The organism is Priestia sp. YIM B13490 (assembly GCF_042787735.1).
Classification (GTDB): Bacteria; Bacillota; Bacilli; order Bacillales; family Bacillaceae_H; genus Priestia; species Priestia megaterium.
The window spans coordinates 316753-338542 of sequence record NZ_JBHZOT010000004.1 but is presented as its reverse complement, the minus strand read 5'-3'; the positions used below and the strand labels follow the sequence as shown (position 1 = coordinate 338542).

Annotated in this window: 23 protein-coding genes and 1 other annotated feature; of the genes, 15 read left to right on the top strand and 8 right to left on the bottom strand. The window is 39.7% G+C overall.

Annotated features, from left to right (window positions below):
* Positions 1-26: 26 nt before the first annotated feature.
* The 3 genes from ACFX4R_RS16050 to ACFX4R_RS16040 all read right to left on the bottom strand — a co-directional run bounded on the left by ACFX4R_RS16050 (position 27) and on the right by ACFX4R_RS16040 (position 2434).
* Positions 27-1172 carry a glycosyltransferase family 4 protein gene (locus ACFX4R_RS16050; RefSeq protein WP_323617615.1) on the bottom strand — a complete coding sequence of 382 codons (1146 nt, stop codon included), beginning with the start codon at positions 1170-1172 and terminating at the stop codon, positions 27-29.
* An 18-nt stretch (positions 1173-1190) separates the two neighbouring features.
* Positions 1191-1715, bottom strand: a complete 525-nt coding sequence (locus ACFX4R_RS16045) for a phosphatase PAP2 family protein (protein WP_043975902.1) — start codon at positions 1713-1715, stop codon at positions 1191-1193.
* A gap of 191 nt (positions 1716-1906) precedes the next feature.
* Entirely contained in the window at positions 1907-2434 is a 528-nt protein-coding gene (locus ACFX4R_RS16040; protein ID WP_014457969.1) for a gamma carbonic anhydrase, read from the bottom strand.
* 107 nt (positions 2435-2541) lie between these two features.
* Between ACFX4R_RS16040 and ACFX4R_RS16035 the strand changes: the two genes are divergently transcribed.
* Positions 2542-3318: an alpha/beta fold hydrolase gene (locus tag ACFX4R_RS16035; protein WP_013059532.1), complete on the top strand. Its 777-nt coding sequence runs from the start codon at positions 2542-2544 to the stop codon at positions 3316-3318.
* A gap of 31 nt (positions 3319-3349) precedes the next feature.
* The gene (locus ACFX4R_RS16030; protein ID WP_013059531.1) at positions 3350-4408 is read left to right on the top strand and encodes a tetraprenyl-beta-curcumene synthase family protein; all 1059 of its coding nucleotides are present in this window, start codon (positions 3350-3352) and stop codon (positions 4406-4408) included.
* Between the two features lie 12 nt (positions 4409-4420).
* Here ACFX4R_RS16030 and mnmM read toward each other — a convergent pair whose 3' ends face one another.
* Together mnmM and mnmL are read right to left on the bottom strand one after the other, a co-directional pair.
* The gene (gene mnmM, locus ACFX4R_RS16025) at positions 4421-4990 is read right to left on the bottom strand and encodes a tRNA 5-(aminomethyl)-2-thiouridylate-methyltransferase MnmM (protein WP_043975906.1); all 570 of its coding nucleotides are present in this window, start codon (positions 4988-4990) and stop codon (positions 4421-4423) included.
* On the bottom strand, positions 4987-5949 hold the full coding sequence (gene mnmL, locus ACFX4R_RS16020) for a tRNA modification radical SAM protein MnmL/YtqA (RefSeq protein WP_162215042.1): 963 nt from the start codon (positions 5947-5949) through the stop codon (positions 4987-4989). Before mnmL ends, mnmM begins: the two co-directional genes overlap by 4 nt.
* A 169-nt stretch (positions 5950-6118) precedes the next feature.
* On the opposite strand from mnmL, the gene ACFX4R_RS16015 reads away from it, so the two are divergent.
* The 9 genes from ACFX4R_RS16015 (at position 6119) to ACFX4R_RS15975 (ending at position 13794) form a co-directional block, all read left to right on the top strand.
* Complete coding sequence (locus ACFX4R_RS16015; protein ID WP_013059528.1) at positions 6119-6382, top strand: YtzC family protein; 264 nt, start codon at positions 6119-6121, stop codon at positions 6380-6382.
* A gap of 12 nt (positions 6383-6394) precedes the next feature.
* The gene (locus ACFX4R_RS16010; RefSeq protein ID WP_013059527.1) at positions 6395-6550 is read left to right on the top strand and encodes a hypothetical protein; all 156 of its coding nucleotides are present in this window, start codon (positions 6395-6397) and stop codon (positions 6548-6550) included.
* Between the two features lie 158 nt (positions 6551-6708).
* Positions 6709-7896, top strand: a complete 1188-nt coding sequence (locus ACFX4R_RS16005; RefSeq protein WP_029319939.1) for an MDR family MFS transporter — start codon at positions 6709-6711, stop codon at positions 7894-7896.
* A gap of 156 nt (positions 7897-8052) precedes the next feature.
* Positions 8053-9375, top strand: coding sequence for a GntP family permease (locus tag ACFX4R_RS16000; RefSeq protein WP_162215041.1), 1323 nt, complete (start codon positions 8053-8055; stop codon positions 9373-9375).
* Between the two features lie 64 nt (positions 9376-9439).
* Positions 9440-9631: a hypothetical protein gene (locus ACFX4R_RS15995; protein WP_034276835.1), complete on the top strand. Its 192-nt coding sequence runs from the start codon at positions 9440-9442 to the stop codon at positions 9629-9631.
* 243 nt (positions 9632-9874) lie between these two features.
* Positions 9875-10093: a binding site (T-box leader), on the top strand.
* A gap of 64 nt (positions 10094-10157) precedes the next feature.
* Entirely contained in the window at positions 10158-12572 is a 2415-nt protein-coding gene (leuS, locus tag ACFX4R_RS15990) for a leucine--tRNA ligase (RefSeq protein WP_322552462.1), read from the top strand.
* A gap of 238 nt (positions 12573-12810) precedes the next feature.
* The gene (locus ACFX4R_RS15985) at positions 12811-13122 is read left to right on the top strand and encodes a rhodanese-like domain-containing protein (protein WP_013085250.1); all 312 of its coding nucleotides are present in this window, start codon (positions 12811-12813) and stop codon (positions 13120-13122) included.
* A 102-nt stretch (positions 13123-13224) separates the two neighbouring features.
* On the top strand, positions 13225-13404 hold the full coding sequence (locus tag ACFX4R_RS15980) for a hypothetical protein (protein WP_080781547.1): 180 nt from the start codon (positions 13225-13227) through the stop codon (positions 13402-13404).
* 210 nt (positions 13405-13614) lie between these two features.
* Complete coding sequence (locus ACFX4R_RS15975) at positions 13615-13794, top strand: sporulation protein Cse60 (protein ID WP_013059521.1); 180 nt, start codon at positions 13615-13617, stop codon at positions 13792-13794.
* A 4-nt stretch (positions 13795-13798) separates the two neighbouring features.
* Here the strand turns inward: ACFX4R_RS15975 and ACFX4R_RS15970 are convergent, their stop codons facing one another.
* A complete protein-coding gene (locus ACFX4R_RS15970; RefSeq protein ID WP_043975922.1) occupies positions 13799-15070 on the bottom strand; it encodes a BaiN/RdsA family NAD(P)/FAD-dependent oxidoreductase in 1272 nt (423 codons plus the stop codon).
* Between the two features lie 211 nt (positions 15071-15281).
* On the opposite strand from ACFX4R_RS15970, the gene ACFX4R_RS15965 reads away from it, so the two are divergent.
* On the top strand, positions 15282-16925 hold the full coding sequence (locus ACFX4R_RS15965; protein WP_043975924.1) for a putative polysaccharide biosynthesis protein: 1644 nt from the start codon (positions 15282-15284) through the stop codon (positions 16923-16925).
* Between the two features lie 51 nt (positions 16926-16976).
* The gene (locus ACFX4R_RS15960; protein WP_043975926.1) at positions 16977-17693 is read left to right on the top strand and encodes a pseudouridine synthase; all 717 of its coding nucleotides are present in this window, start codon (positions 16977-16979) and stop codon (positions 17691-17693) included.
* A 223-nt stretch (positions 17694-17916) separates the two neighbouring features.
* Here the strand turns inward: ACFX4R_RS15960 and ACFX4R_RS15955 are convergent, their stop codons facing one another.
* On the bottom strand, positions 17917-18138 hold the full coding sequence (locus ACFX4R_RS15955) for a DeoR family transcriptional regulator (RefSeq protein WP_013059517.1): 222 nt from the start codon (positions 18136-18138) through the stop codon (positions 17917-17919).
* A 408-nt stretch (positions 18139-18546) separates the two neighbouring features.
* On the opposite strand from ACFX4R_RS15955, the gene pepV reads away from it, so the two are divergent.
* Positions 18547-19950, top strand: coding sequence for a dipeptidase PepV (pepV, locus tag ACFX4R_RS15950; RefSeq protein ID WP_043975928.1), 1404 nt, complete (start codon positions 18547-18549; stop codon positions 19948-19950).
* 32 nt (positions 19951-19982) lie between these two features.
* Here the strand turns inward: pepV and cysK are convergent, their stop codons facing one another.
* Positions 19983-20915, bottom strand: coding sequence for a cysteine synthase A (cysK, locus tag ACFX4R_RS15945; RefSeq protein ID WP_013085245.1), 933 nt, complete (start codon positions 20913-20915; stop codon positions 19983-19985).
* A 190-nt stretch (positions 20916-21105) separates the two neighbouring features.
* Between cysK and thpR the strand changes: the two genes are divergently transcribed.
* Positions 21106-21660 (top strand): RNA 2',3'-cyclic phosphodiesterase, encoded by a 555-nt coding sequence (thpR, locus tag ACFX4R_RS15940; RefSeq protein ID WP_043975930.1) that lies wholly within the window; start codon positions 21106-21108, stop codon positions 21658-21660.
* Positions 21661-21790 lie beyond the last annotated feature (130 nt).

Sequence of the window (21790 nt, the reverse complement as noted above, 5' to 3'; positions counted from 1 at the left end):
AATCTCCGTGAAAACGGAGATTTTTTTTATGCCCATTGAATATCTGCAGCAGATTTTTCTACGACACCTTCATATTCTGAAAGCAAATGCTGAAAAATGGCGTCCCATGATTGAGTAAGAGCATAGTGTCTCGCTGCATGGCCAAAGTGAAGCCGCTGGTGCAAATCATCGAGTAAACCTGTAATAGCCGAACTGAATTCTTCTAAGGAGTGAGGTTTGCAAAGGTAGCCGTTTCGCCCGTGCTGAACCATCTGTTTAACTCCTCCTGCATTTGCTGCCACTACAGGAGTTCCAGAAGCAAGAGACTCCAGTACAACATTTCCGAAGGTTTCTGTTTCCGAAGGAAAAACAAACAAATCAGATGATGAATAGATATGAGCAAGTTGCTTACCTTCAAGGAAGCCTGTAAATGTCATATGCTCAGATGCTTGCTGCTGCATTTGTTCTTTTAAAGGGCCGTCTCCCACAATAACCCAGTGAATTTGATGGCGGATATGATCCGGTAGAGATCGTGCGATTTTTATTAAAAAATCAGCGTTCTTTTCTTTAGCTAATCTTCCTACATACGTTAAAATGTAGGGCTTTTTAATATTATATTTAATACGAATATCAAAGCGGTCATAGTGGGGGTGAAATAATTTATGATTTACTCCTCGCGACCAAATAGATACGTTGTGAAACCCTTGTTCTTCTAGCTGCTGTTTGGTCACTTCAGAGGGAGCGAATATTTTTTGTACAGGTTTATAAAACCATTTCATATATTTTTGCAGTGGTACACGCATTTTTTCAAGTTCATAGTGAGATAAATAATCAGCAAAATTGGTATGATAAGAGCCGACAAGAGGAAAACCTAATCTTTTCCCGTAATAGGAGCCGCAAAGCCCCATTGTAAAAGGAGTGGCCAAATGAATAATAGAAGGATTGAATTCCTGCAGCTGCTTTTTAATTTTTAGAACGTTTGGCAATGAAAAGCGGCTGTTTGGATAAAGGAAAAACGGCATGCTGGGCGAACGGTGAACATACGTTGAAAATGACTGATCATGAGCAAATTCAGGAGCAAATACCTGGATGGGAATTTGCTTTGATTTGACATACTGGGTAAACTGATAAAGTGTTTTAGCAGCTCCGTTAACTTCTGGAGCAAATGTATCCGTAAATAAAGCAATTCTCATTAGTACTCCTCCTATCAATTAAGTTAAAAATATGTTCAGTGACACAGCACCTGAAAAGATGCCCAGTATCAGGCCTACCATGACATCCGTCGGATAGTGCAGACCGAGATAAATTCTTGAAATTCCTACCGTTACTGCAAGAGGCAAAAGAACGGCAGTGAAGGCTGGATAAACAATCATAAGAGGGGTAACCAACGAAAAAATAGCTGTTGTATGCCCAGACGGAAATGAATGATCTTTTAAGGGATTTTCTAATACTTTTGTATATTTTAATTGAATATAAGGTCGTTTTCTCGGATATAGTTTTTTAGCAATGGCGACAGGAATATGACTAACGGCTAGAGAAAACGCACAAGCGTAAGCGACGGATGAAGGATGCAGAAATAGCAGCAAGCACGCTATCACAATGGTAAACGTGGCTCCGCCAGTGTGAGTTAGTAAACGTAAAAATCTATTTAAGTGCTTTCGATCAAAATGTTGGTTTACGCTTTTGAATAATCGGCATTCGGCATCATATACATACTGAATTAACTTGGCTTTCATAGAGTCGCTCCCTTTTCAATAAATACGTCTTTATTATTCAGTTTAATCTTTAATTGTGTAGGCAGTACTAAAACGATGTAAATTAATATGGAAATTTCTTTACAATTGTGGAGAGAATAGAACATGATTGGAGAGTTTGTGGAGATACTAAAAAAATTCCCTCAGTATGACTTTCTGAGGGAACGTTTCCTTTATAATGAAGAATCAGATTTCTTAATAGATTTATAATACTGCCCTTTTTCTACATATTCTGTACGAATGCGCTGCATATCTTTTAAATCCTCTTCTGTCAGAGTGCGGATTACTTTAGCAGGTCGGCCGAGTGCGAGAGTATTGGGGGGTATTTTTTTACCGGGAGGCACTAAGCTTCCAGCACCGATAAAAGCACCTTCACCAATTTCCGCACCGTCTAAAATAATAGAACCCATGCCAATGAGCGCGCGTTTGCGGATGATGGAGCTATGTAAAATAACTTGATGTCCTACTGTTACATCATCCTCAATAAGCAAAGGAGCATTTGGGCTTTGATGGAGTGTTGATTGATCTTGTATGTTTACTCGTTTACCAATAATCGTAGGTGAAACATCTCCTCTAATAACAGTGTTAAACCAAATGCTGCTTTCTTCACCAATGGTGACATCTCCAGTAATCGTGACATAGTCTGCGATGAAGCAGCTGGGTGCAATGGTAGGCATTTTTTCTTTATACGGATAAATCATCAAATCATCTCCCTTTATTAGTTGAAAAAAAGTAGTAAATCTTCTAATGTAAGTGTACAAAGGTTTTTTAAGCAGGTAAACAAAAAAAGGAAGAAGGAGTAACTCAAATGCATAAATGGGAAGCAGTAAATCCAAAAGGCGTTATTGTCATGGTCCATGGAGCAGCGGAGCATCACGGACGCTATCGCTGGCTGATTGAGATGTGGCGTTCGGTTGGAATGCACGTAATTATGGGAGACCTTCCTGGCCAAGGCTTAACAACAAGAAGAAGAGGACATATCCTATCCTTTGATGAATATGTGTATGAAGTGGAAGAATGGGTACGTGAAGCGCAAAAATATGATTTGCCTATTTTCCTGTTAGGTCACAGTATGGGAGGACTGGCGGTTATTCGTACGCTCCAGACAAAAAACCTCCCTATATGGGGTGCGATTCTTTCCTCTCCTTGTCTAGGATTAAAAGAGCAAGTACCGGCTTATTTAGATATGCTATCTAAAGGGTTAAATAAAGTCATGCCGAACAAACTTTTCGATTTAGGTCTCACTGTTGAAAAAGCAACAAGAAACCAAGAAGTTCGAGATGAAGATGAAAATGATTCACTGTATGTTACAAAAGTTTCTGTAAGATGGTACCGGGAATTGATCCAAGCTGTCAACTTAGCTTTTAAAGATATCGATCGTTTGCCTGATGTCCCGCTTCTTGTGATGCAGGCAGGAGAAGATAAAATTATTGAAAAGCTGATTGTTAGGCAGTGGTTTGATGAAATAGAGCTAAGTGAAAAAATCTACAAAGAATGGTCTCAGCTGTATCACGAAATCTTTAATGAGCCTGAAAGAGAATACGTTTTTACATATGCGAAAAGTTTTGTCGATCTTCACATTTAATAAGTGCGGTAAGAAATTGAGGTGAAAATAAATGAAGATTCCGTCTCATCCTATTTCATTAATGAGAAAAATTTATCGAGAAGTGTTTCCTGTCGTTCATCATGAGCTTAATCATTGGCGCGAACGAGCAAAAGAGATTCCTAATAAAGAATTGCGTACTCAAGCATTGGCAAGTATCGATACAAAAACTTTTCATTGTGAAGGAGGCGGTATCCTATCGATTTTAGCGAAAGAAAACATGATTGAATGCGTGAAATTTATTGTTGCTTACCAAACAATCAGCGATTACTTAGATAACTTATGTGACCGCAGCAATTCGCTAGACCCTAAAGATTTTGCCGCCTTACATGAATCGATGCCAGATGCGTTGACTCCTCATGCACCTCTTGGGGATTACTATCGTTTTCGAGCGGATAAAGACGACGGAGGATACTTAGCCGGACTTGTCCAGACTTGTCAGCAGTCCTTGCGAAAAGCTTGTAATTACCATATAGTCTCTTCACATTTATTAGAACTAGCTAATTATTATTGTGATTTGCAAATACATAAGCATGTTGAAATCAAGGAAAGAGTTCCACGATTAGAGAATTGGTTCGATGCTCACCGGCACAGTGTTCCTGAAATGGAGTGGTATGAATTTTCAGCGTGCTCTGGTTCAACGTTAGGAATTTTTTGTTTAGTTGCCTATAGCTTTCAAGAAGAGATGACCGAAGAAATGACGCAGAAAATAAAAGCAGGATATTTTCCTTATATTCAAGGCTTACATATTTTACTCGATTATTTAATTGACCAAGAAGAAGATAAAGCAGGAGGAGATTTGAACTTTTGTTTTTATTATCCTCATTATCAGCAAATGATGGATCGCTTTTTGCATTTTGTCGTAAAAGCGGACGAATATGCTAAAAAACTGCCGGATTATCACTTTCACTGCTTTATCTATAAAGGACTCTTGGGCGTTTATTTGTCGGATCAAAAAGTGCGGGCACAAAAACATGTTCATGTGAATGCACGTAGGTTAATAAAAGCGGGGGGAGCCCTCAGCTACTTTTTCTATATCAACGGACGCTTGTACCGAATGTTAAAAAGATAAGCCATATGCGGCTTATCTTTTTTCAATAGCAATGATGAAGGGAGGGTTGTTTTGCTGATTCATGAAACGATATTGTAAAACGTGAACGTCTTTTTGATCAAGATTTTGGACATGCGTTAGTAAATCGTCTCTTTCTTGTTTCCCTTGTTCGTGTCCATGATAAATAACGAGCACAATCACTCCTTCAGGTGCTAGCAAATCAAGTAACTGCTCAATTGCAGAGATTGTTGTTTCAGAAGTGGTGACAATGTCTTTATCTCCACCTGGTAAATAACCTAAATTAAAGACAGCGCCCGTGACTCGTCCTTTAATAGAACGAGGAAGCATGTTTATATTGCTGTGGCTTTCTTGGATAAGTGTTACTCTGTTTTCTACATGGTATTCTGTCAATCGCTGTTGAGTTGCTTGAATGGCTTGAGGTTGAATATCAAATCCATATACATGACCTGTATCTCCGACTAAGTTAGCTAAGAACAATGTATCATGTCCATTTCCTGCTGTGGCATCAATCGCGACATCTCCTTGGGCCACAGCATTAGTGAGCAATGTGCGGGCAAAAGGCAGGATACGTTCTATTTTCATCTTTCCATCAACTCTTTTTCGTAATATTTTCCTTGATAGCTTTGACGATGTTGGAGCTCTTGATCAATGGCATTTAATACGCTCCACTTATTTACGCTCCACATCGGTCCAACCATGAGGTCTATCGGTCCATCGCCTGTAATACGATGAACAATCATCTCAGGAGGGATTACTTCGAGCTGATCGCATACAAGCTTTACGTATTCTTCAAATGAAAGAAATTCAACAAGGCCCTTTTCATACTGTTTGACCATAGGAGTTCCTTTTAGTAAATGAAGCAGATGAATCTTGATTCCTTGAACGTCTAATTTTGCTACTTCACGTACGGTTTCCATCATCATATCAGGTGTTTCTAAAGGCAAACCATTAATGATGTGAGAACAAACGCGAATACCGTGTTTTCGAAGCTTTGCTACCCCGTCTACATAGCATTGATGATCGTGTGCCCGGTTAATAAGCAGTGAAGTTCGTTCATGAACAGTTTGCAGTCCAAGTTCTACCCATAGATAAGTTCGTTCATTTAATTCAGCCAAGTATTCCACCACATCGTCCGGGAGACAGTCAGGGCGCGTGGCGATAGAAAGCCCAACAACTCCAGGAAGCTTTAAGACGGCTTCATATTTTTCACGAAGCTCCTCGACAGGAGCATGAGTATTAGTAAATGCTTGAAAGTAAGCAACGTATTTTCCGTCTTTCCATTTATGATGCATTTTTTTACGGATTTCATTAAATTGCGTCACGAGGTCATCCGCTCTGTTTCCGGCAAAATCCCCTGAGCCGGCAGCACTGCAAAACGTACAGCCGCCGTGGGCTACCGTGCCGTCTCTGTTTGGACAATCAAATCCTCCATCTAAGGCTACTTTAAATACCTTATGGCCAAAGTGGTTACGTAAGTGGTAATTCCAGGTGTGATAACGTTTGTTTTCAGATTTATACGGAAATGGGTTTGTCTGACTCAAATCAGCAACCTCCTTTTTACATGCAATATACATCAACAAATTGTATCAAAAACGTGAAAAAGTGCCAAACAAATTTAAGGATGCTTATATTTAACAGGTTCTTCTTGTCGTAAAGAGAAGTAAAGTTGCGCAAAATAAGACAGAAATGAACGAATAGGAGGAATAGAGAATGACAACTCGTCAAGCAGTGGATCAACTTATGCAACAGTGTGAAGATGCTATTCGCTTTGGTCAAGGCCAGTTGCAGGAAGGCATGAAGCAAGAACATTATAACGACACTGAGTATACAAAAGCACAGGAAAAATTAGAAAATGCTTATAAAGAAATTGAAGAGTTTTCTCACAGTGCAAATGCACAGCAGAGAGAGCAGCTATATCGCATGCGCCTGCAAGTTCAGCAGCTGCAAAATAAATTGATCACAACTCAGCATTAAGGAGAGGATTTTATGGCAACGCGTTCAAATCAAAATAATCCGGAACAAAAAACAAAAAACGGGATCAACAGCAATGACATTGAGCTAGGAAAAGATTTTGATCCGGTAAAAGAATTAAAAGCACGAAACAGCAAGCGTGCACAGCCGGTTCGTTCGAAGCAAAAGTAAGCGATAAAAAGGTGGTTTTGCATGATATTGTCATGTGAAATCACCTTTTTAAATAGTCAGCGAATTTTAAATAAATTGTCTATATGTAAAAGCATTGCGAACCCTTTAAGAAAAGACTAGAATGTACGTTGGCATTCGAATAGATAGGGGGGAGATCAATGCCTAAATCACTTTGGTTTTTGATTATTGGTATGCTTGTAAACGTAACGGGAGCTTCATTTTTATGGCCTCTCAATACAATTTATATAAATGAACATTTAGGAAAGTCGTTGTCCGTCGCAGGAGTGGTTCTTATGCTGAATTCTGCTGCAAGCGTAGTAGGAAATTTGCTTGGAGGAACGCTTTTTGACAAAATCGGAGGATATAAATCCATTTTATCAGGAATTATTATTACTCTTATTGCATTAGTGGGACTCGTGTTTTTCCATGGTTGGCCTACATACGTTGTTCTCTTGGTTGTTGTAGGGTTTGGATCTGGTATTGTGTTTCCATCTATGTATGCAATGGCAGGTTCCGTTTGGCCACAGGGCGGAAGAAAAGCATTTAATGCGATGTACGTTGCTCAAAATGCAGGAGTAGCTATTGGCGCCGCGGTAGGAGGCATTGTAGCGTCTTATTCATTTACGTATATTTTCTTAGCTAATACAATTTTATACGTTATTTTTCTGCTTATTGCTATTTTTTCATATCGCCATATTTCGGTTACAGTTGGGCAAACGAATGTCCTTAATGAAGCTGGGAGCATTGGGCATAAAACGAAGCTGACTGCTCTTCTTATTTTATGTACGGGGTATGTCTTATGCTGGGTGGCGTATGTTCAGTGGCAAACAACGATTGCTACGCATACGCGTGAGCTGAATATACCTCTTTCTAGCTACAGTTTGCTTTGGACGATTAACGGGATTTTAATTGTAGTCGGTCAGCCTTTGATTGTACCCATCATTCAAAAAGTAGCAAAAACATTAAAAGTACAAGTCCTAATTGGAACGGTTATTTTTGTGGCTTCTTTTGTTATCGTGGTGAATGCTACAACATTTCCGCAGTTCTTAACAGCCATGGTTGTGTTGACAATTGGAGAAATGTTCGTTTGGCCAGCCATTCCAGCTGTTGCAAGTCAATTGGCACCATCTGGAAAAGAAGGATTTTATCAAGGTGTAGTTAACAGCATGGCTACTGCAGGTAAAATGATTGGTCCTCTCTTTGGAGGCGTTATTTTCGATGCGTTTAATATGTCTACGCTGTGCTATTTATTAATTGGGCTATTGCTATTCAGCATGTGTACAACATGGATATACGATTATAAATTAAAAGAAAAACGTCAGCGTTCGTTAACCATCTCTAAATAAATAGAGATGGTTTTATTTTTGACTGCTTAATAAACGTAGGAATGTCTTCAGTATTCCTTTAATAATATAGTAAGGGTCGTGACAAGCAAAGGAAGGAGTATATACCTGTAAATATGTAAGCGTTTTCTAATTATGTGACTTCATGGGGGGCTAAACATGCTTAGTATGATTGGATTAATTGGAGGATTATTGCTGCTCATTGTATTAACGATGAGAGGCATGAATTTATTTATAGCAGGTCCGCTCAGTGCTTTAGTTGTTGCGTTAACAAGCGGAATGCCTTTATTTCCACAGCTGGTGAAAGAAGGGGAAGCAAATTTTGTTGGAAATTACATGTCTGGTTTCACAGGATTTATTGCTTCTTGGTATTTAATGTTTCTATTGGGCGCCGTCTTTGGAAAAGTGATGGAAGACAGCGGGGCTGCTGATAGTGTTTCCCGCTGGATTGTCAGTAAACTAGGAATGAAAAGAGCAGTGTTGGCGATTGTACTTGCCTGTGCGGTCTTGACATACGGAGGAGTCAGTTTGTTTGTAGTAGCATTCTCTGTCTATCCAATGGCTTTGAGCTTATTCAAACAAGCCGATTTGCCGAGGCGGTTTATTCCTGCTGCTTTAGCATTTGGTTCGGTTACGTTTACGATGACCTCGGCTGGGTCGCCTGAAATCCAAAACTGGATTCCAATTGAATATTTGAAGACGAGTCCGTATGCAGGATGGGAAGTTAGTTTAGTTATAGCAGTAGTGATGGCTGTATTCGGCTACTGGTGGTTAAAGCGCTTGATTTCAAAAGCAGTTAAAAATGGAGAGCGTTTTATATCACGCGAGAAAGATCCAGTAGTAACGGAAAATCAGTCTCTTCCTAATCCTTTATTAAGTTTGCTTCCGCTTGTGGTCGTGCTCATTATTTCTTTTGCACTTCATAAGCCACTTCAGCAATCTGCGCTGATTGTCGCACTTTTAAGCGGGATCATTGTCACTTATATTGTGAACCGAAAGCATTTTAAAGGATTTTGGAATGCAGCTTCAGAAGGAACGCTGGGTGCGTTAATTGCTATTGGGAATACAGCCGCTGTCGTAGGTTTTGGAGGAGTTGCTAAGGCTGTTCCCGCGTTTGGAGTGGCTGTAGATGCCATGACGCATATTCCAGGAAGTCCGTTGATCGGAGGAGCTATTGCCGTGAGTGTTATCGCGGGGATGACAGGTTCGGCTTCAGGAGGTCAGGCGATTGCTTTGCCAATTTTAGCACCTCACTATCTAGATGCTGGTGTAAATCCAGAAGCTCTCCATCGCGTAGTAGCTATTTCCTCTGGAGTACTAGATTCCTTGCCTCATAATGGTTATGTCGTAACAACCATTAATTCTATTTGCGGAGAAACTCATAAAGATGCGTATGGATCAGTTGCAGCAATGACGGTGATTGTGCCGCTTGTTGGTCTTGTACTTGCGATCATCCTGTTTTCTTTTGGATTTGGCATTTAATAATAGCAGCTAAAGAAAGCAGGGGCTGGGATAAAAGTATTTTAGTTGAAGGAAGATCCGAACGATGAATCGTTCGGATCTTTTCATGTTTATGGTGAACGTAGATTTCATTTGTTTAGGTGCTTCTAGCTGCGGAGTGGAGGGCAAGACAAAGACTTCTGAAATAGGTGAGACCCCGCATGAGTGTAAGCAACGAGGAGGCTCATCGGCTGCCAGCGGAAAGAGAAGTCTTGCACGGAAATCAACAGCGGTGTAACCAAGAGATTCATACTAGCGCATTTATTCTATTTGTTCGTCTTTAAATTGGATTGATTTAATTATGTCTCAATCCCTTTTTTGTTTGGCCGTCGATGTATGTTTTTGGGAGAAGTTGTTCATATATAAGAATGAAAGAGAGGATTTAGCAATAAAGCAGTGCTGCATTGCAGAAACTTTTACAAAATCCCTTGAACAACTTGCAGTTTACGAACATATTATTTACAATACAAGGTAGTATGATGTAAAAACTATGATAAGGAATAGTAGTGAACGAAGCGAGCTAAGAGAGCTGACGGGTGGTGCGAGTCAGCAAACGAGCGTTCATGAACTCACCTTGGAGTTGTAAATGTGAAGTAAAGTAACATTTGCCGTCTATCCGCGTTAAGGAAAATGAGTGAGTACATAATTGTGCTAATTTGGGTGGTACCGCGGGAAGTTTATTCAACCTCTCGTCCCTTTGTTTGAGGGATGAGGGGTTTTTTAGTTTAATTAAATACAGCTGGAGCGTACAAGGAGGATTATGTATGGCTTTTAATCATGAAAAGATCGAACAAAAATGGCAAAAAGTTTGGGAAGAAAATAAAACATTTAGAACAACAGAAGATGAAGGAAAGCGTAAATTTTACGCATTAGATATGTTCCCTTATCCATCTGGCGCTGGTTTACACGTTGGGCATCCAGAAGGTTATACAGCAACGGATATTTTATCTCGTATGAAGCGTATGCAAGGATACAATGTACTTCATCCGATGGGATGGGATGCATTCGGACTACCTGCTGAACAGTATGCATTAGATACAGGAAACGACCCGGCTGAATTCACTGAACTTAACATTAATAATTTCCGTCGTCAAATCAAATCGTTAGGTTTCTCTTACGATTGGGAGCGAGAAATTAATACAACTGATCCAAACTACTACAAATGGACGCAGTGGATTTTCTTACAGCTATATAAAAACGGCTTAGCTTATGTGGATGAAGTAGCTGTTAACTGGTGTCCTGCTCTAGGAACGGTACTTGCGAACGAAGAAGTTATTGACGGCAAAAGTGAGCGTGGGGGACATCCGGTTGAGCGTCGTCCAATGAAGCAGTGGATGCTTAAAATCACCGCTTATGCAGATCGTTTACTAGAAGATTTAGATGAGCTTGATTGGCCAGAAAGTATTAAAGAAATGCAGCGCAACTGGATTGGCCGCTCTGAAGGAGCTCACGTGCACTTCACAATCGATGGATACGACGACACATTTACTGTGTTCACAACGCGTCCTGACACGCTATTTGGGGCAACGTATGCCGTTTTAGCACCTGAACATCCGTTTGTAGAAAAAATTACAACAGCCGAACAAAAAGAAGCGGTAGAAGCGTATTTAGATCAAATTAAAAGCAAAAGCGATTTAGAACGTACAGACTTAGCTAAAGACAAAACTGGCGTATTCACTGGTGCTTATGCAATTAACCCTGTAAACGGCGAGAGAATGCCAATTTGGATTGCTGACTATGTTCTAATGAGCTATGGCACAGGTGCAATTATGGCTGTTCCGGCTCATGATGAGCGTGATTATGAATTTGCTGTTAAATTTGAACTGCCGATTAAAGAAGTAGTAGCGGGCGGAGACGTTTCAAAAGAAGCTTATACAGGCGACGGCGAGCACGTTAATTCAGACTTCTTAAATGGTTTAGATAAAGAAGAAGCAATTTCAAATATGATTCAGTGGCTTCAAACAAATGAAAAAGGTGAAAAACAAGTAACATACCGTCTGCGTGACTGGTTATTCAGCCGTCAGCGCTACTGGGGTGAACCAATTCCTGTTATTCACTGGGAAGACGGCACAACGACTGCAGTTCCTGAAGATCAACTTCCGCTTGTGTTACCAAAAACGACTGAAATCAAACCGTCAGGCACAGGTGAATCTCCGTTAGCAAACATTGATGACTGGGTGAACGTTGTAGATCCGGAAACAGGCAAAAAAGGGCGCCGCGAAACAAATACAATGCCTCAATGGGCAGGCAGCTGCTGGTATTACTTACGCTACATTGATCCAACAAACAGTGAAGCGTTAGCAGATGCAGATAAATTAAAAGAATGGTTGCCGGTTGATATTTATATCGGTGGAGCTGAACACGCTGTTCTTCACTTATTATATGCTCGTTTCTGGCATAAGTTTTTATATGATATCGGCGTAGTTCCAACAAAAGAGCCGTTCCAAAAACTGTTTAACCAAGGTATGATTCTTGGAGAAAATAACGAAAAAATGAGTAAGTCAAAAGGTAACGTTGTAAACCCAGACGAGATCGTAGAAAGCCACGGTGCAGATACGCTTCGCCTTTATGAAATGTTCATGGGGCCTTTAGATGCGTCAATCGCCTGGTCAACAAAAGGGCTTGATGGTGCACGCCGTTTCTTAGATCGTGTATGGCGCTTACTTGTTGACGATAACGGTGAATTAAGCAGCAAGGTTCAAGAAAGCAATGACACTACGCTTGAACGCGTGTATCACCAAACGGTGAAAAAAGTAACGGAAGATTACGAAGGCCTCCGTTTTAATACAGGTATCTCTCAGCTTATGGTATTCATCAATGATGCATACAAAGTTGACGTGCTGCCAAAGCAATACGTAGAAGGATTTGTGAAGCTATTAGCACCAATTTGTCCTCATACGACTGAGGAATTATGGAGCAAACTAGGTCACGAAGATACAATTTCGTATGAGGCTTGGCCTGCGTTTGACGAAGCAAAACTTGTAGATGATGAAGTGGAAATTGTCGTTCAAATTAACGGTAAAGTACGTGCGAAAGTAAACGTACCTGCTGAGGCATCTCGTGAAGAGCTTCAAGATATTGCAATGGCTAATGAAGATGTTCAAGAGTTCATTGAAGGTAAGACAGTGCGCAAAGTGATTGCTGTGCCTGGTAAATTAGTAAACATCGTAGCTAATTAAGTATTGATGTAGAACAGAACCCCTGACAGTTCTTTAGTCAGGGGTTCTGTTCTAGACCTAAGCGCCTGATGTCCACCTTTCGGGTTGACATCAGGCGCTTAGTCAAACCTTTAACTACGATTGGAAAAGCTTAGGCAGGCTGCTGCTTAAGCTTTTCTTATTTAGTGGCATAAAGGTATTTGAATTTGCTACAATAGCGATAGCAAGCTGAATGAAAGAATAGAGAGGAATGACGAAGATGGAAGAAGTAAAAGTAATTACGCCTGAAGAACTTCAAAAACGAGTTGAAAATGGAGAAGAACTTCATTTAGTTGATGTGCGCGAAGATGAAGAAGTAGCAGAAGGAATGATTCCAACTGCTAAACACATTCGTATGAATGATATTCCAGGTAATGTGGATTATTTCGATAAAGACAAAGAATATATTTTCATTTGCCGTTCGGGCCGCCGCAGTGAAAACGTATGTTACTACCTTCAAGAACAAGGATATAAAGTAACAAATATGGTTGGCGGTATGTTAGAGTGGGAAGGAAAAACGGTTAATAAATAAAAAGAGGCTGGGACAAAAGTATCTTAGCTGAAGTGAAAAATGAACCATTGATCAACATGTTTGATTAGTGGTTCATTTTTTTTGTTTCGTTTCTTCTAGCAGTTGATTGGAAGGCAAGGCGAAGACTCCTGCGAGAAAAGCGGAACAGGTGAGACCCCCCAGGAGCGCAAGCGAGGAGGAGGATCACTGGCCGCCCGCGGAAAGCGAAGTCTTGCAAGGAAATCAACTGCCGTGTTACAAGCGGTTCAGCTCATGTATCCCATTTGTTCGTCTTTAGATTGAATTCATTTCGTTATGTCTTAACCTCTTTTTTGAATGAAACTTCTGCCAACCGACTAAAATGATAGCAGGAAAACAAATGATGACTAAATCTATAAAAGCCCTCATAAAAATAGAGGTAGTAAGAGATTGAAAATCTGTACAAAAACCATCATCAAGAGAAACAGTCCATTCTGATTGAAACAAATTTGATAGGACAAGGTGGTAGAAGCTGTGATACAAGTAAAAATGTTTGATAAAGAGCATGAAAAAGATTTAGAATTTGCGGTGAACCGATTTTTACGGAAATTAGAGGATGAAGACGTCGTTGATATTAAATACCAAGTGACAGTGGATGTTGATCGTGATGAGCAGGTGTACTGTTTTTCAGCCATGGTTATGTATAAAGCCTAGCATATTATGCTAGGCTTGTTGCAAATTCTCCTGCATTACTTCCAGCCAAACGGCCTGTTACAAGAGCAGAAGTGATATTGTATCCTCCAGTGTATCCATGGATATCAAGAATTTCCCCGCAGAAGTAAAGGCCTTGCATAAATTTCGAAGACATTTCTTTTGGGTGAATTTCTTTAACAGATACGCCGCCTCCTGTGACGAATGCTTTTTCTAAAGAAAGCGTGCCGTTTACAGCAAATTCAAATCGTTTGCACAGTCTTGCAAATTCTCTCAGTTTCTCATGCTGAAGCTGTCCTGCTAGCGCTTGGCTATCAATGCCTGCCTGCTCGAGTAAAAACAATAGATAACGTTCAGATACAAAACCTTTTAAGACATTTTTAATTGCTTTTTTCGGTTCTTCTTTTGTTGTTTTGACTAATTGTTGAAAAATATCTTCTTCGTTTTGGCTAGGAAATAAATCAAGAGACATTTGAACAGTGTTGCTTTTTTGTTTCTTTAACTCTTTAACAACATATTGGCTGCAGCGAAGAGCGGCAGGGCCAGAGATGCCAAAGTGAGTGAAAATCATATCCATTTGATGAGTAATGACAGGCTTGCCTTTTTTATTAAGCACGCTTAGTCCTACATTGCGAAGCGATAGACCTTGAAGCGTTTTGGTTTTAATAAAGTGTTCGCTAGATGTAATAGGAACTTCTGTTGGGTAAAGCTCAGTAATTTTATGCCCTGCATCTTTTGCCCATTGATAACCGTCTCCTGTCGAACCTGTATGAGGTACTGATTTTCCACCTACTGCAATCACAACGCTTTTCGTTTGGATTGCTTCCCCGTTTTGAAGCACAACTTCTTTCACGGTGTTGTTCTCATAGTGTACGCGTTTAACGGCTGTGTTTGTGCGAATTGTCACGCGAAGACGGTGAAGTTCGCTAATTAATGCGTCAACAACAGATTGCGCTTTATTGCTGACCGGAAACATACGGCCGTGATCTTCTTCTTTTAATTTAATTCCAAGGCCTTCAAAATAAGAGATGATATCTTCGTTATTAAAAACAGAAAACGCACTGTATAAAAAGCGTCCGTTTCCTGGAATGTGTTTAATAAGTTCATCAATGGGAAGACGGTTTGTCACATTACAGCGTCCGCCTCCAGAAATGGCAAGCTTTCGTCCAAGTTTATTGCCTTTATCAATTAATAATACGTTTGCACCTGACTCACCAGCTGCAATCGATGCCATCAAACCAGAAGGTCCTCCTCCGATTACGACTACATCATATATCATACTTTCACCAACCTGTCTATTCTTAAAAAATTTTAGTTTGTTCACTGACAAATCTCTCAACATTGGATAAAATGGGCTATAGTCTTTGTTTTTCTAGTTTGTTGACGAGTGCGAGTGAGTATAAGACCTTTCTTAGTGTATACTGTCACTTGCTTCTTTTCAATTCTATCATTATTATCAGTATGTAACATTAAGTATCGGAGGCAAACGTATGTCTGATTCAAAATTGTTAAGAGGGACCTTTGTGCTGACGCTTGGCACCTATGTATCCCGAATCTTGGGAATGATTTATTTATTTCCATTTGCGATCCTTGTTGGAACCGTAGGGGGAGCACTGTTTGGTTACGGATATAACCAATATGCTATTTATTTAAGTATTGCTACAGCCGGTATGCCAATGGCCGTATCGAAATTTGTATCAAAATATAATGCACTCGGTGATTACTATACGAGTAGAAGAATGTACCGGGCCGGCATGAAATTAATGCTTGTCACAGGAATACTTGCATTTTTACTTTTATATTCGTTAGCTCCTGTTATGTCTAGAATTACACTGGGAGGTTCTGATTTAAATAACTCCTTAGAAGATGTAGTAATGGTTATGCGAATGGTTAGTGTTGCGTTAATTGTAGTACCGATGATGAGTTTAATGCGAGGATTTTTCCAAGGTCACCAGTCTATGGGACCAACAGCTGTTTCACAAGTAGTTGAACAGCTTGTGCGGGTTGTCTTTTTATTGGCATCTACCTATATCGTCATCAAAGTTGTCCACGGGAGTCTTGCATTAGCCGTTGGATTTGCTACGATGGGGGCTTTTGTAGGAGCTCTTGCTGGACTGGCTGTATTGATTTGGTACTGGAAAAAACGAAAGCCTTATCTTGATAAAATGGTGAACGAGCAGACGGTAACGCCTACGCGTATTTCTACCGTATCCATTTTTAAAGAGCTGCTTACGTATTCATTGCCATATGTCTTTGTCAGCTTGGCTATTCCGCTTTATCAGTATGTGGACCAATTCACATTTAACCGTGCAATGGTAGCGGCTGGACAAAAAGAAATAGCAGAGTCAATGAACGGAATTGTTCAGTCTTATGTTCCAAAGCTTGTGATGATTCCCGTTTCATTAGCTACTGCGTTCGGTTTGACTCTTGTACCAACGATTACACGTTCCTTTGTGAATAAAGATTATAACGTACTGCAAAAGCAAATTGACCAAACATATCAAACGATTATGTTTCTTGTGCTGCCAGCATCTGTAGGATTAATGGCTTTAGCTGGCCCAGCCTATACGTTTTTCTTTGGAACAGATGCATCGGATGCGGGTGGGAATGTCTTGCTTTACTATGCACCGGTAGCTTTATTGTTCTCATTTTTTACGGTGAATGGAGCTATTTTACAAGGAATCAACAAACAAAAATATGCTGTTTTAAGTCTATTATTTGGATTGATTGTGAAAATTGTCGTGAACGTTCCATTTATTCTTATGTTCCACGAGATTGGTTCAGTTTTAGCGACTGCATTAGGCTATATCGTATCTCTTGTTTATATGTTTGCGCTTATTCAAAAACACGCAAAATATAACTACAGTGAGTTTATAAAACGCTCTGTGCTTATTCTCATTTTTGTTGCGATTATGGGAATCAGCGTAAAAATTGTCGCAGCAGTGATTGGTCTGTTTACAACGCCAGGACGATTCTCTGCCACTGTTATTACGATTATAGGAGCAGCAGTAGGCGGCCTTATTTACTTTATTATTACCTATCGTACAAGCCTGCTTGAAAAAGTAATGGGAGCGAGGGTAACAGGTGCAATTGAACGAAAGATACTGCGCCGAAATAAACAGCGCAGTGCCTAAGAAGATGACTCGTTAGAGTCATCTTCTTTTCAAAAAAGAGGAGGATATTACATGCGTTTGGATAAATTGCTTTCTACCATTGGGTACGGAAGCCGAAAAGAAGTTAAAGGTCTTTTAAAGACTGGGGCTGTTAAGGTAGACGGTACAGCAGTTAAAGATGCTAAGGTCCACGTTAATCCAGATGAACAAGAAATAACTGTGCATGGCGAAGCCGTTTCTTACCGAGAATTTGTTTACTTTATGCTTCATAAGCCGCAAGGCGTCATATCAGCGACAGAAGATTCTCTTCATGAAACAGTTTTGGACTTGCTTGAACTTGATGATGCTGTGTATAACCCATTTCCGGTAGGGCGTTTAGATAAAGATACAGAAGGGCTCTTGCTGCTGACGAATGACGGTCAGCTTGCACATCAGCTGCTATCTCCTAAAAAGCACGTTCCTAAAACGTATTTTGCAAAAATTAATGCACCGGTGACTGAAGAAGATGCTGAAGCATTTAGGCAAGGTGTCACTCTTGATGATGGATATGTAACAAAATCAGCAGAGTTAAAGATACTAACAAGCGGTGTGGAATCAAAAATTGAATTAACGATCGTTGAAGGGAAATTTCATCAAGTGAAGCGTATGTTTGAAGCAAGAGGAAAAAAAGTAACGTATTTAAAACGTTTATCTATGGGAGCTTTGCTATTAGACGAGTCGTTAGATTTAGGAGAGTATAGGGAGTTAACGGAAGAAGAACTAGCTTTATTGCAAAACTCAAATGCCTAAGAAGAGGCGAAAGAAAAAGGAACCTAAGTCTAAAATGGTTCCTTTTTTTTGTCCACTTTGTTAGACAAGTGAAACATTTCACGTTAAAGCACTTAAACGAGTACCAACTCTGCTTGACGTGCAAATGGAGCGGGGGACTATGCACTCGTCCAAGTCTTGACTTTCTACTGCGTAGAATTTTATCTCTATATATAAATCACTTACTACCCTTGAAATAAACTTACTAGGATGACATCTTGACCTTCTTTTGCGTAGTCGTCCATGTACCGCGACTTGGGCTGCGAACTAAATCATTATATGCTAACACATTCAAGTCACGCTGAATGGTTCTTGGTGTAATACCAAATTCGTCTACGAGCTCTTGCGTTGTAACTGTTCCATTTTTACAAATGAACATATAGACCGATTTGATACGAGTTAGCATTCGATTAGTTGAAGGTTTCAAAAAACCACTTCCTTATTCGTTTTTCGTAAGGCACAACTTCTTTATAACTCTGAGATGTCAAGCACTATTTCAGTCCTTATCCTTATTGTACACAAAATCGACAGAAAAATAAAAGAGAAAACGCAAATTAACACAATATTTACAAAAAATGATATAAATATGTAATCCTTTCGTAACATCTCCTTCCTCTATTTGCACATTTTTTATAGTATATGTAAACAATAAACAAATAGAATCCGTTTTTATCGATTGTGCCTACAATTTATTTCCCGGAATTTTGACTCTGTAAACCTTTGATATGAAAGGAAAGAGACAATTATTTCTTTCTATATAAAGGTATGATAAAGTTAAATTTACCAATAGTAATGATAGATACAATCTGTAAAAGCAGGAAAAGGAGACAAACAGATGACGGCAATTAATTGGAAAGAGGAAGTTCAAAAAAGAGAAGCTGAAATTCTAGCTGAGACGCAGCGTTTTCTACAAATTAAAAGTGTTTTGACAAGCACAGAAAAACAAGAAGAGCCATTTGGACCTGGAATTGCTCAAGCGCTTGACTTTCTTTTAAATAAAGGAAAAAATGACGGGTTTTCCGTCAAGAACGTAGACGGATATGCTGGTCATATTGAAGCAGGAGAAGGGAAAGAACTTCTTGGCATTCTTTGTCACGTAGACGTTGTTCCTGAAGGAGACGGGTGGTCGGTTGATCCATACGGCGGTGAAATAAAAGACGGGAAAATTTTTGCTAGAGGAGCAATCGATGACAAAGGCCCGACGATGGCTGCTTATTATGCGATGAAAATTGTGAAAGATTTAGGGCTTCCTCTATCTAAACGGGTTCGAATGATCATTGGAACGGATGAAGAAAGTGACTGGAGATGTGTGGACCACTACTTCAATCATGAAGAGATGCCAACTATGGGGTTTGCGCCCGATGCGGATTTTCCTATCATTTTTGCTGAAAAAGGAATTACAGACGTAGAAATTCGCCAGCAGCCAATTGAAGGAACAAAGGGAAGCGTTCAGCTTACATCATTTGTCTCTGGACGACGCTACAATATGGTTCCTGATCTTGCAACAGCTGTTCTTGAATTCCATAGTGAAACGGATATTAAAAATAAATATGATCAATTTTTAAAGGATCAGTCTTTAAAAGGTTCAATAACAGAAAAGAGCGGTGTATACACACTTACTTTAGAAGGCGTTTCAGCACATGGCAGTGTGCCTGATAAAGGGAAAAATGCTGGACTTACGCTTCTTCGCTTTTTACACACATTAGAACTTGATGAACAAGCTAATCAGTTTGTAGGTTATGCAAATGCGTATTTAGTTCAAGATGCACTAGGAGAAAAAATGGGCTTAAATCGCAAAGATGAGGTTACGGGTGATTTAACGATAAATGTTGGAATTATGTCTTACAATCAAGAAGAAGCGGGGCACTTTGGTTTAAACATTCGCTATCCTGTATCAGCTCATATTGACGACATTATTGATACGATTAAAGAAAAAAGTGAATCTTATCAAATGACCATCAAACATTTTACAGATTCTAAACCACATCATGTCGATCAAAAACATGAGCTTATTCAAACGCTTCAAAAGGTTTACCAAGAACAAACAAATGAAGAACCTACACTTATTTCAATTGGAGGAGGAACGTATGCCAGAGCATTGGAAGCGGGGGTGGCATTTGGACCTCTTTTCCCAGGCCGTGAAGAAGTAGCGCACGAAAAAGACGAGTACATGGTAATTGAAGATTTACTTCGTGCAACAGCTATTTATGCACAGGCTATTTACGAATTAGCTAAATAAAAAAAGCGAACGCCTTTGCGTTCGCTTTTTTATTATTCAAATGAGAATAGGTCGCTTGATAAATAACGTTCACCTGTATCGCAAGCAATACATACGACCACTTGATCAGGAGATAATTTTTTGGCTACCTCGATAGCAGCATAGCACGCAGCGCCAGATGAAGGACCGACTAAAATTCCTTCTTCAGAAGCCAAGCGTCGCGTAATATCGTAGGCTTGTTCATCTTTAATTTTTAAAATTTCGTCGTAAACATCTACATTAAGCGTATCAGGAATAAATCCAGGGCTTGTTCCTACAAGCTTGTGCTTCCCAGGTCTTCCTCCAGATAATACAGGAGACCCAGCTGGTTCCACAACATGAACGGTCATATTTGGGTAGTTTTCTCTTAGTACTTCACCAGTTCCTGTAATCGTTCCGCCTGTTCCAGCAGTAGCAACAAAAGCAGATAAGTCTTTGCCTAACTCGTTCATTGCCTCGATAATTTCTTTAGCAGTCGTTTTTCGATGAGCGTCAGGGTTTGCATTATTTTCAAACTGCATGGGCATAAATGCATTTGGAATTTCTTTTGTAAGCTCTTCTGCCTTGCGAATTGCTCCAGGCATTTTCTCATCGCCCGGTGTTAGAACAACTTCCGCACCATATGCTTTTAACAAGTTAATTCGTTCTTGAGTCATGGTATCTGGCATAACTAAAATAGAACGATAACCTCTTGCCGCTGCATTCATTGCTAAGCCAATACCTGTATTTCCGCTCGTTGGTTCAATAATAGTAGAATTTTCATTGAGCAAGCCTGCTTTTTCAGCTTCCACGATCATATTAAAAGCAGCACGGTCTTTTACACTACGGCTTGGATTAAAAAATTCTAGTTTTAAGTAAACGGATGCTCCATCTGCAGGTTGAAGACGATTCAACTTAACAAGAGGTGTTTCGCCAATCAAATCAGCCATATTGTTAACAACTTTCATTTTTCTCATCCTTTTCTTATAAAAATTCTCTGTATTGTTTCTATGATAACACAAATTCTTATTTTTTAAGCACATGACAAATTTTCAGAAAAACCTCTCTATTTCATCCGAAAAAACCTTTAAAATAGATCTAGCTCTTTTTGAACATAACCAATTGGGGAAAGATAATAAAAAGAAAAGGAGCGATTTGATGAAAGGCGATAAACATTATTTTATTGGAATCAACGTGCCTGTATCCATTGCACATCAGGCAGAAAATTGGGCAAAGGAATTAATACCTTTTCCTTTCAAACAATGGACATACCCTGACGATTATCATATAACGCTACAATTTTTAGGGTTTTTAGATGACAAAAAGGAAAAGCTGATTACGCGCTTAAAAGAGGTAGCCTCCCGTCATTCAAGTTTTTCGCTGCAGACAGGTCAGTACGATGTGTTCGGTGCGTATAACAAGCCTAGAGTGCTTTATGTAAGCCTTAGGCCAAATGATAAGCTTATGAATCTGCAAAGGGATATACAGGCCGTATGGGGAGATCTAAGCGGCTTATATGAAAAACGTCCTTATCGTCCTCATATTACGATTGCAAAGAAGTGGGGAGGGGAAGCCGGACTTTTGGAAGAACAGTTAAAACAAACGTCGATTGAAGAACAGTTTCAAGTAAGTTCGTTTGCCCTTTTTGAAGTTCATCCTGCTAGCAAACCTAAATATAAAAAAATACTATCTTTTTCCTTGCAGTCACAGTAGCATATGAACATACAAGCATGGAGAGAGGTTATTTAAAAATCGCTCTTATCAAAGGAAAGAAAACGCCGATGATAATAGAGAAATCATCGGCGAACAAAGTTTTAGAGGAATTTTAATTAGGGGATTGATG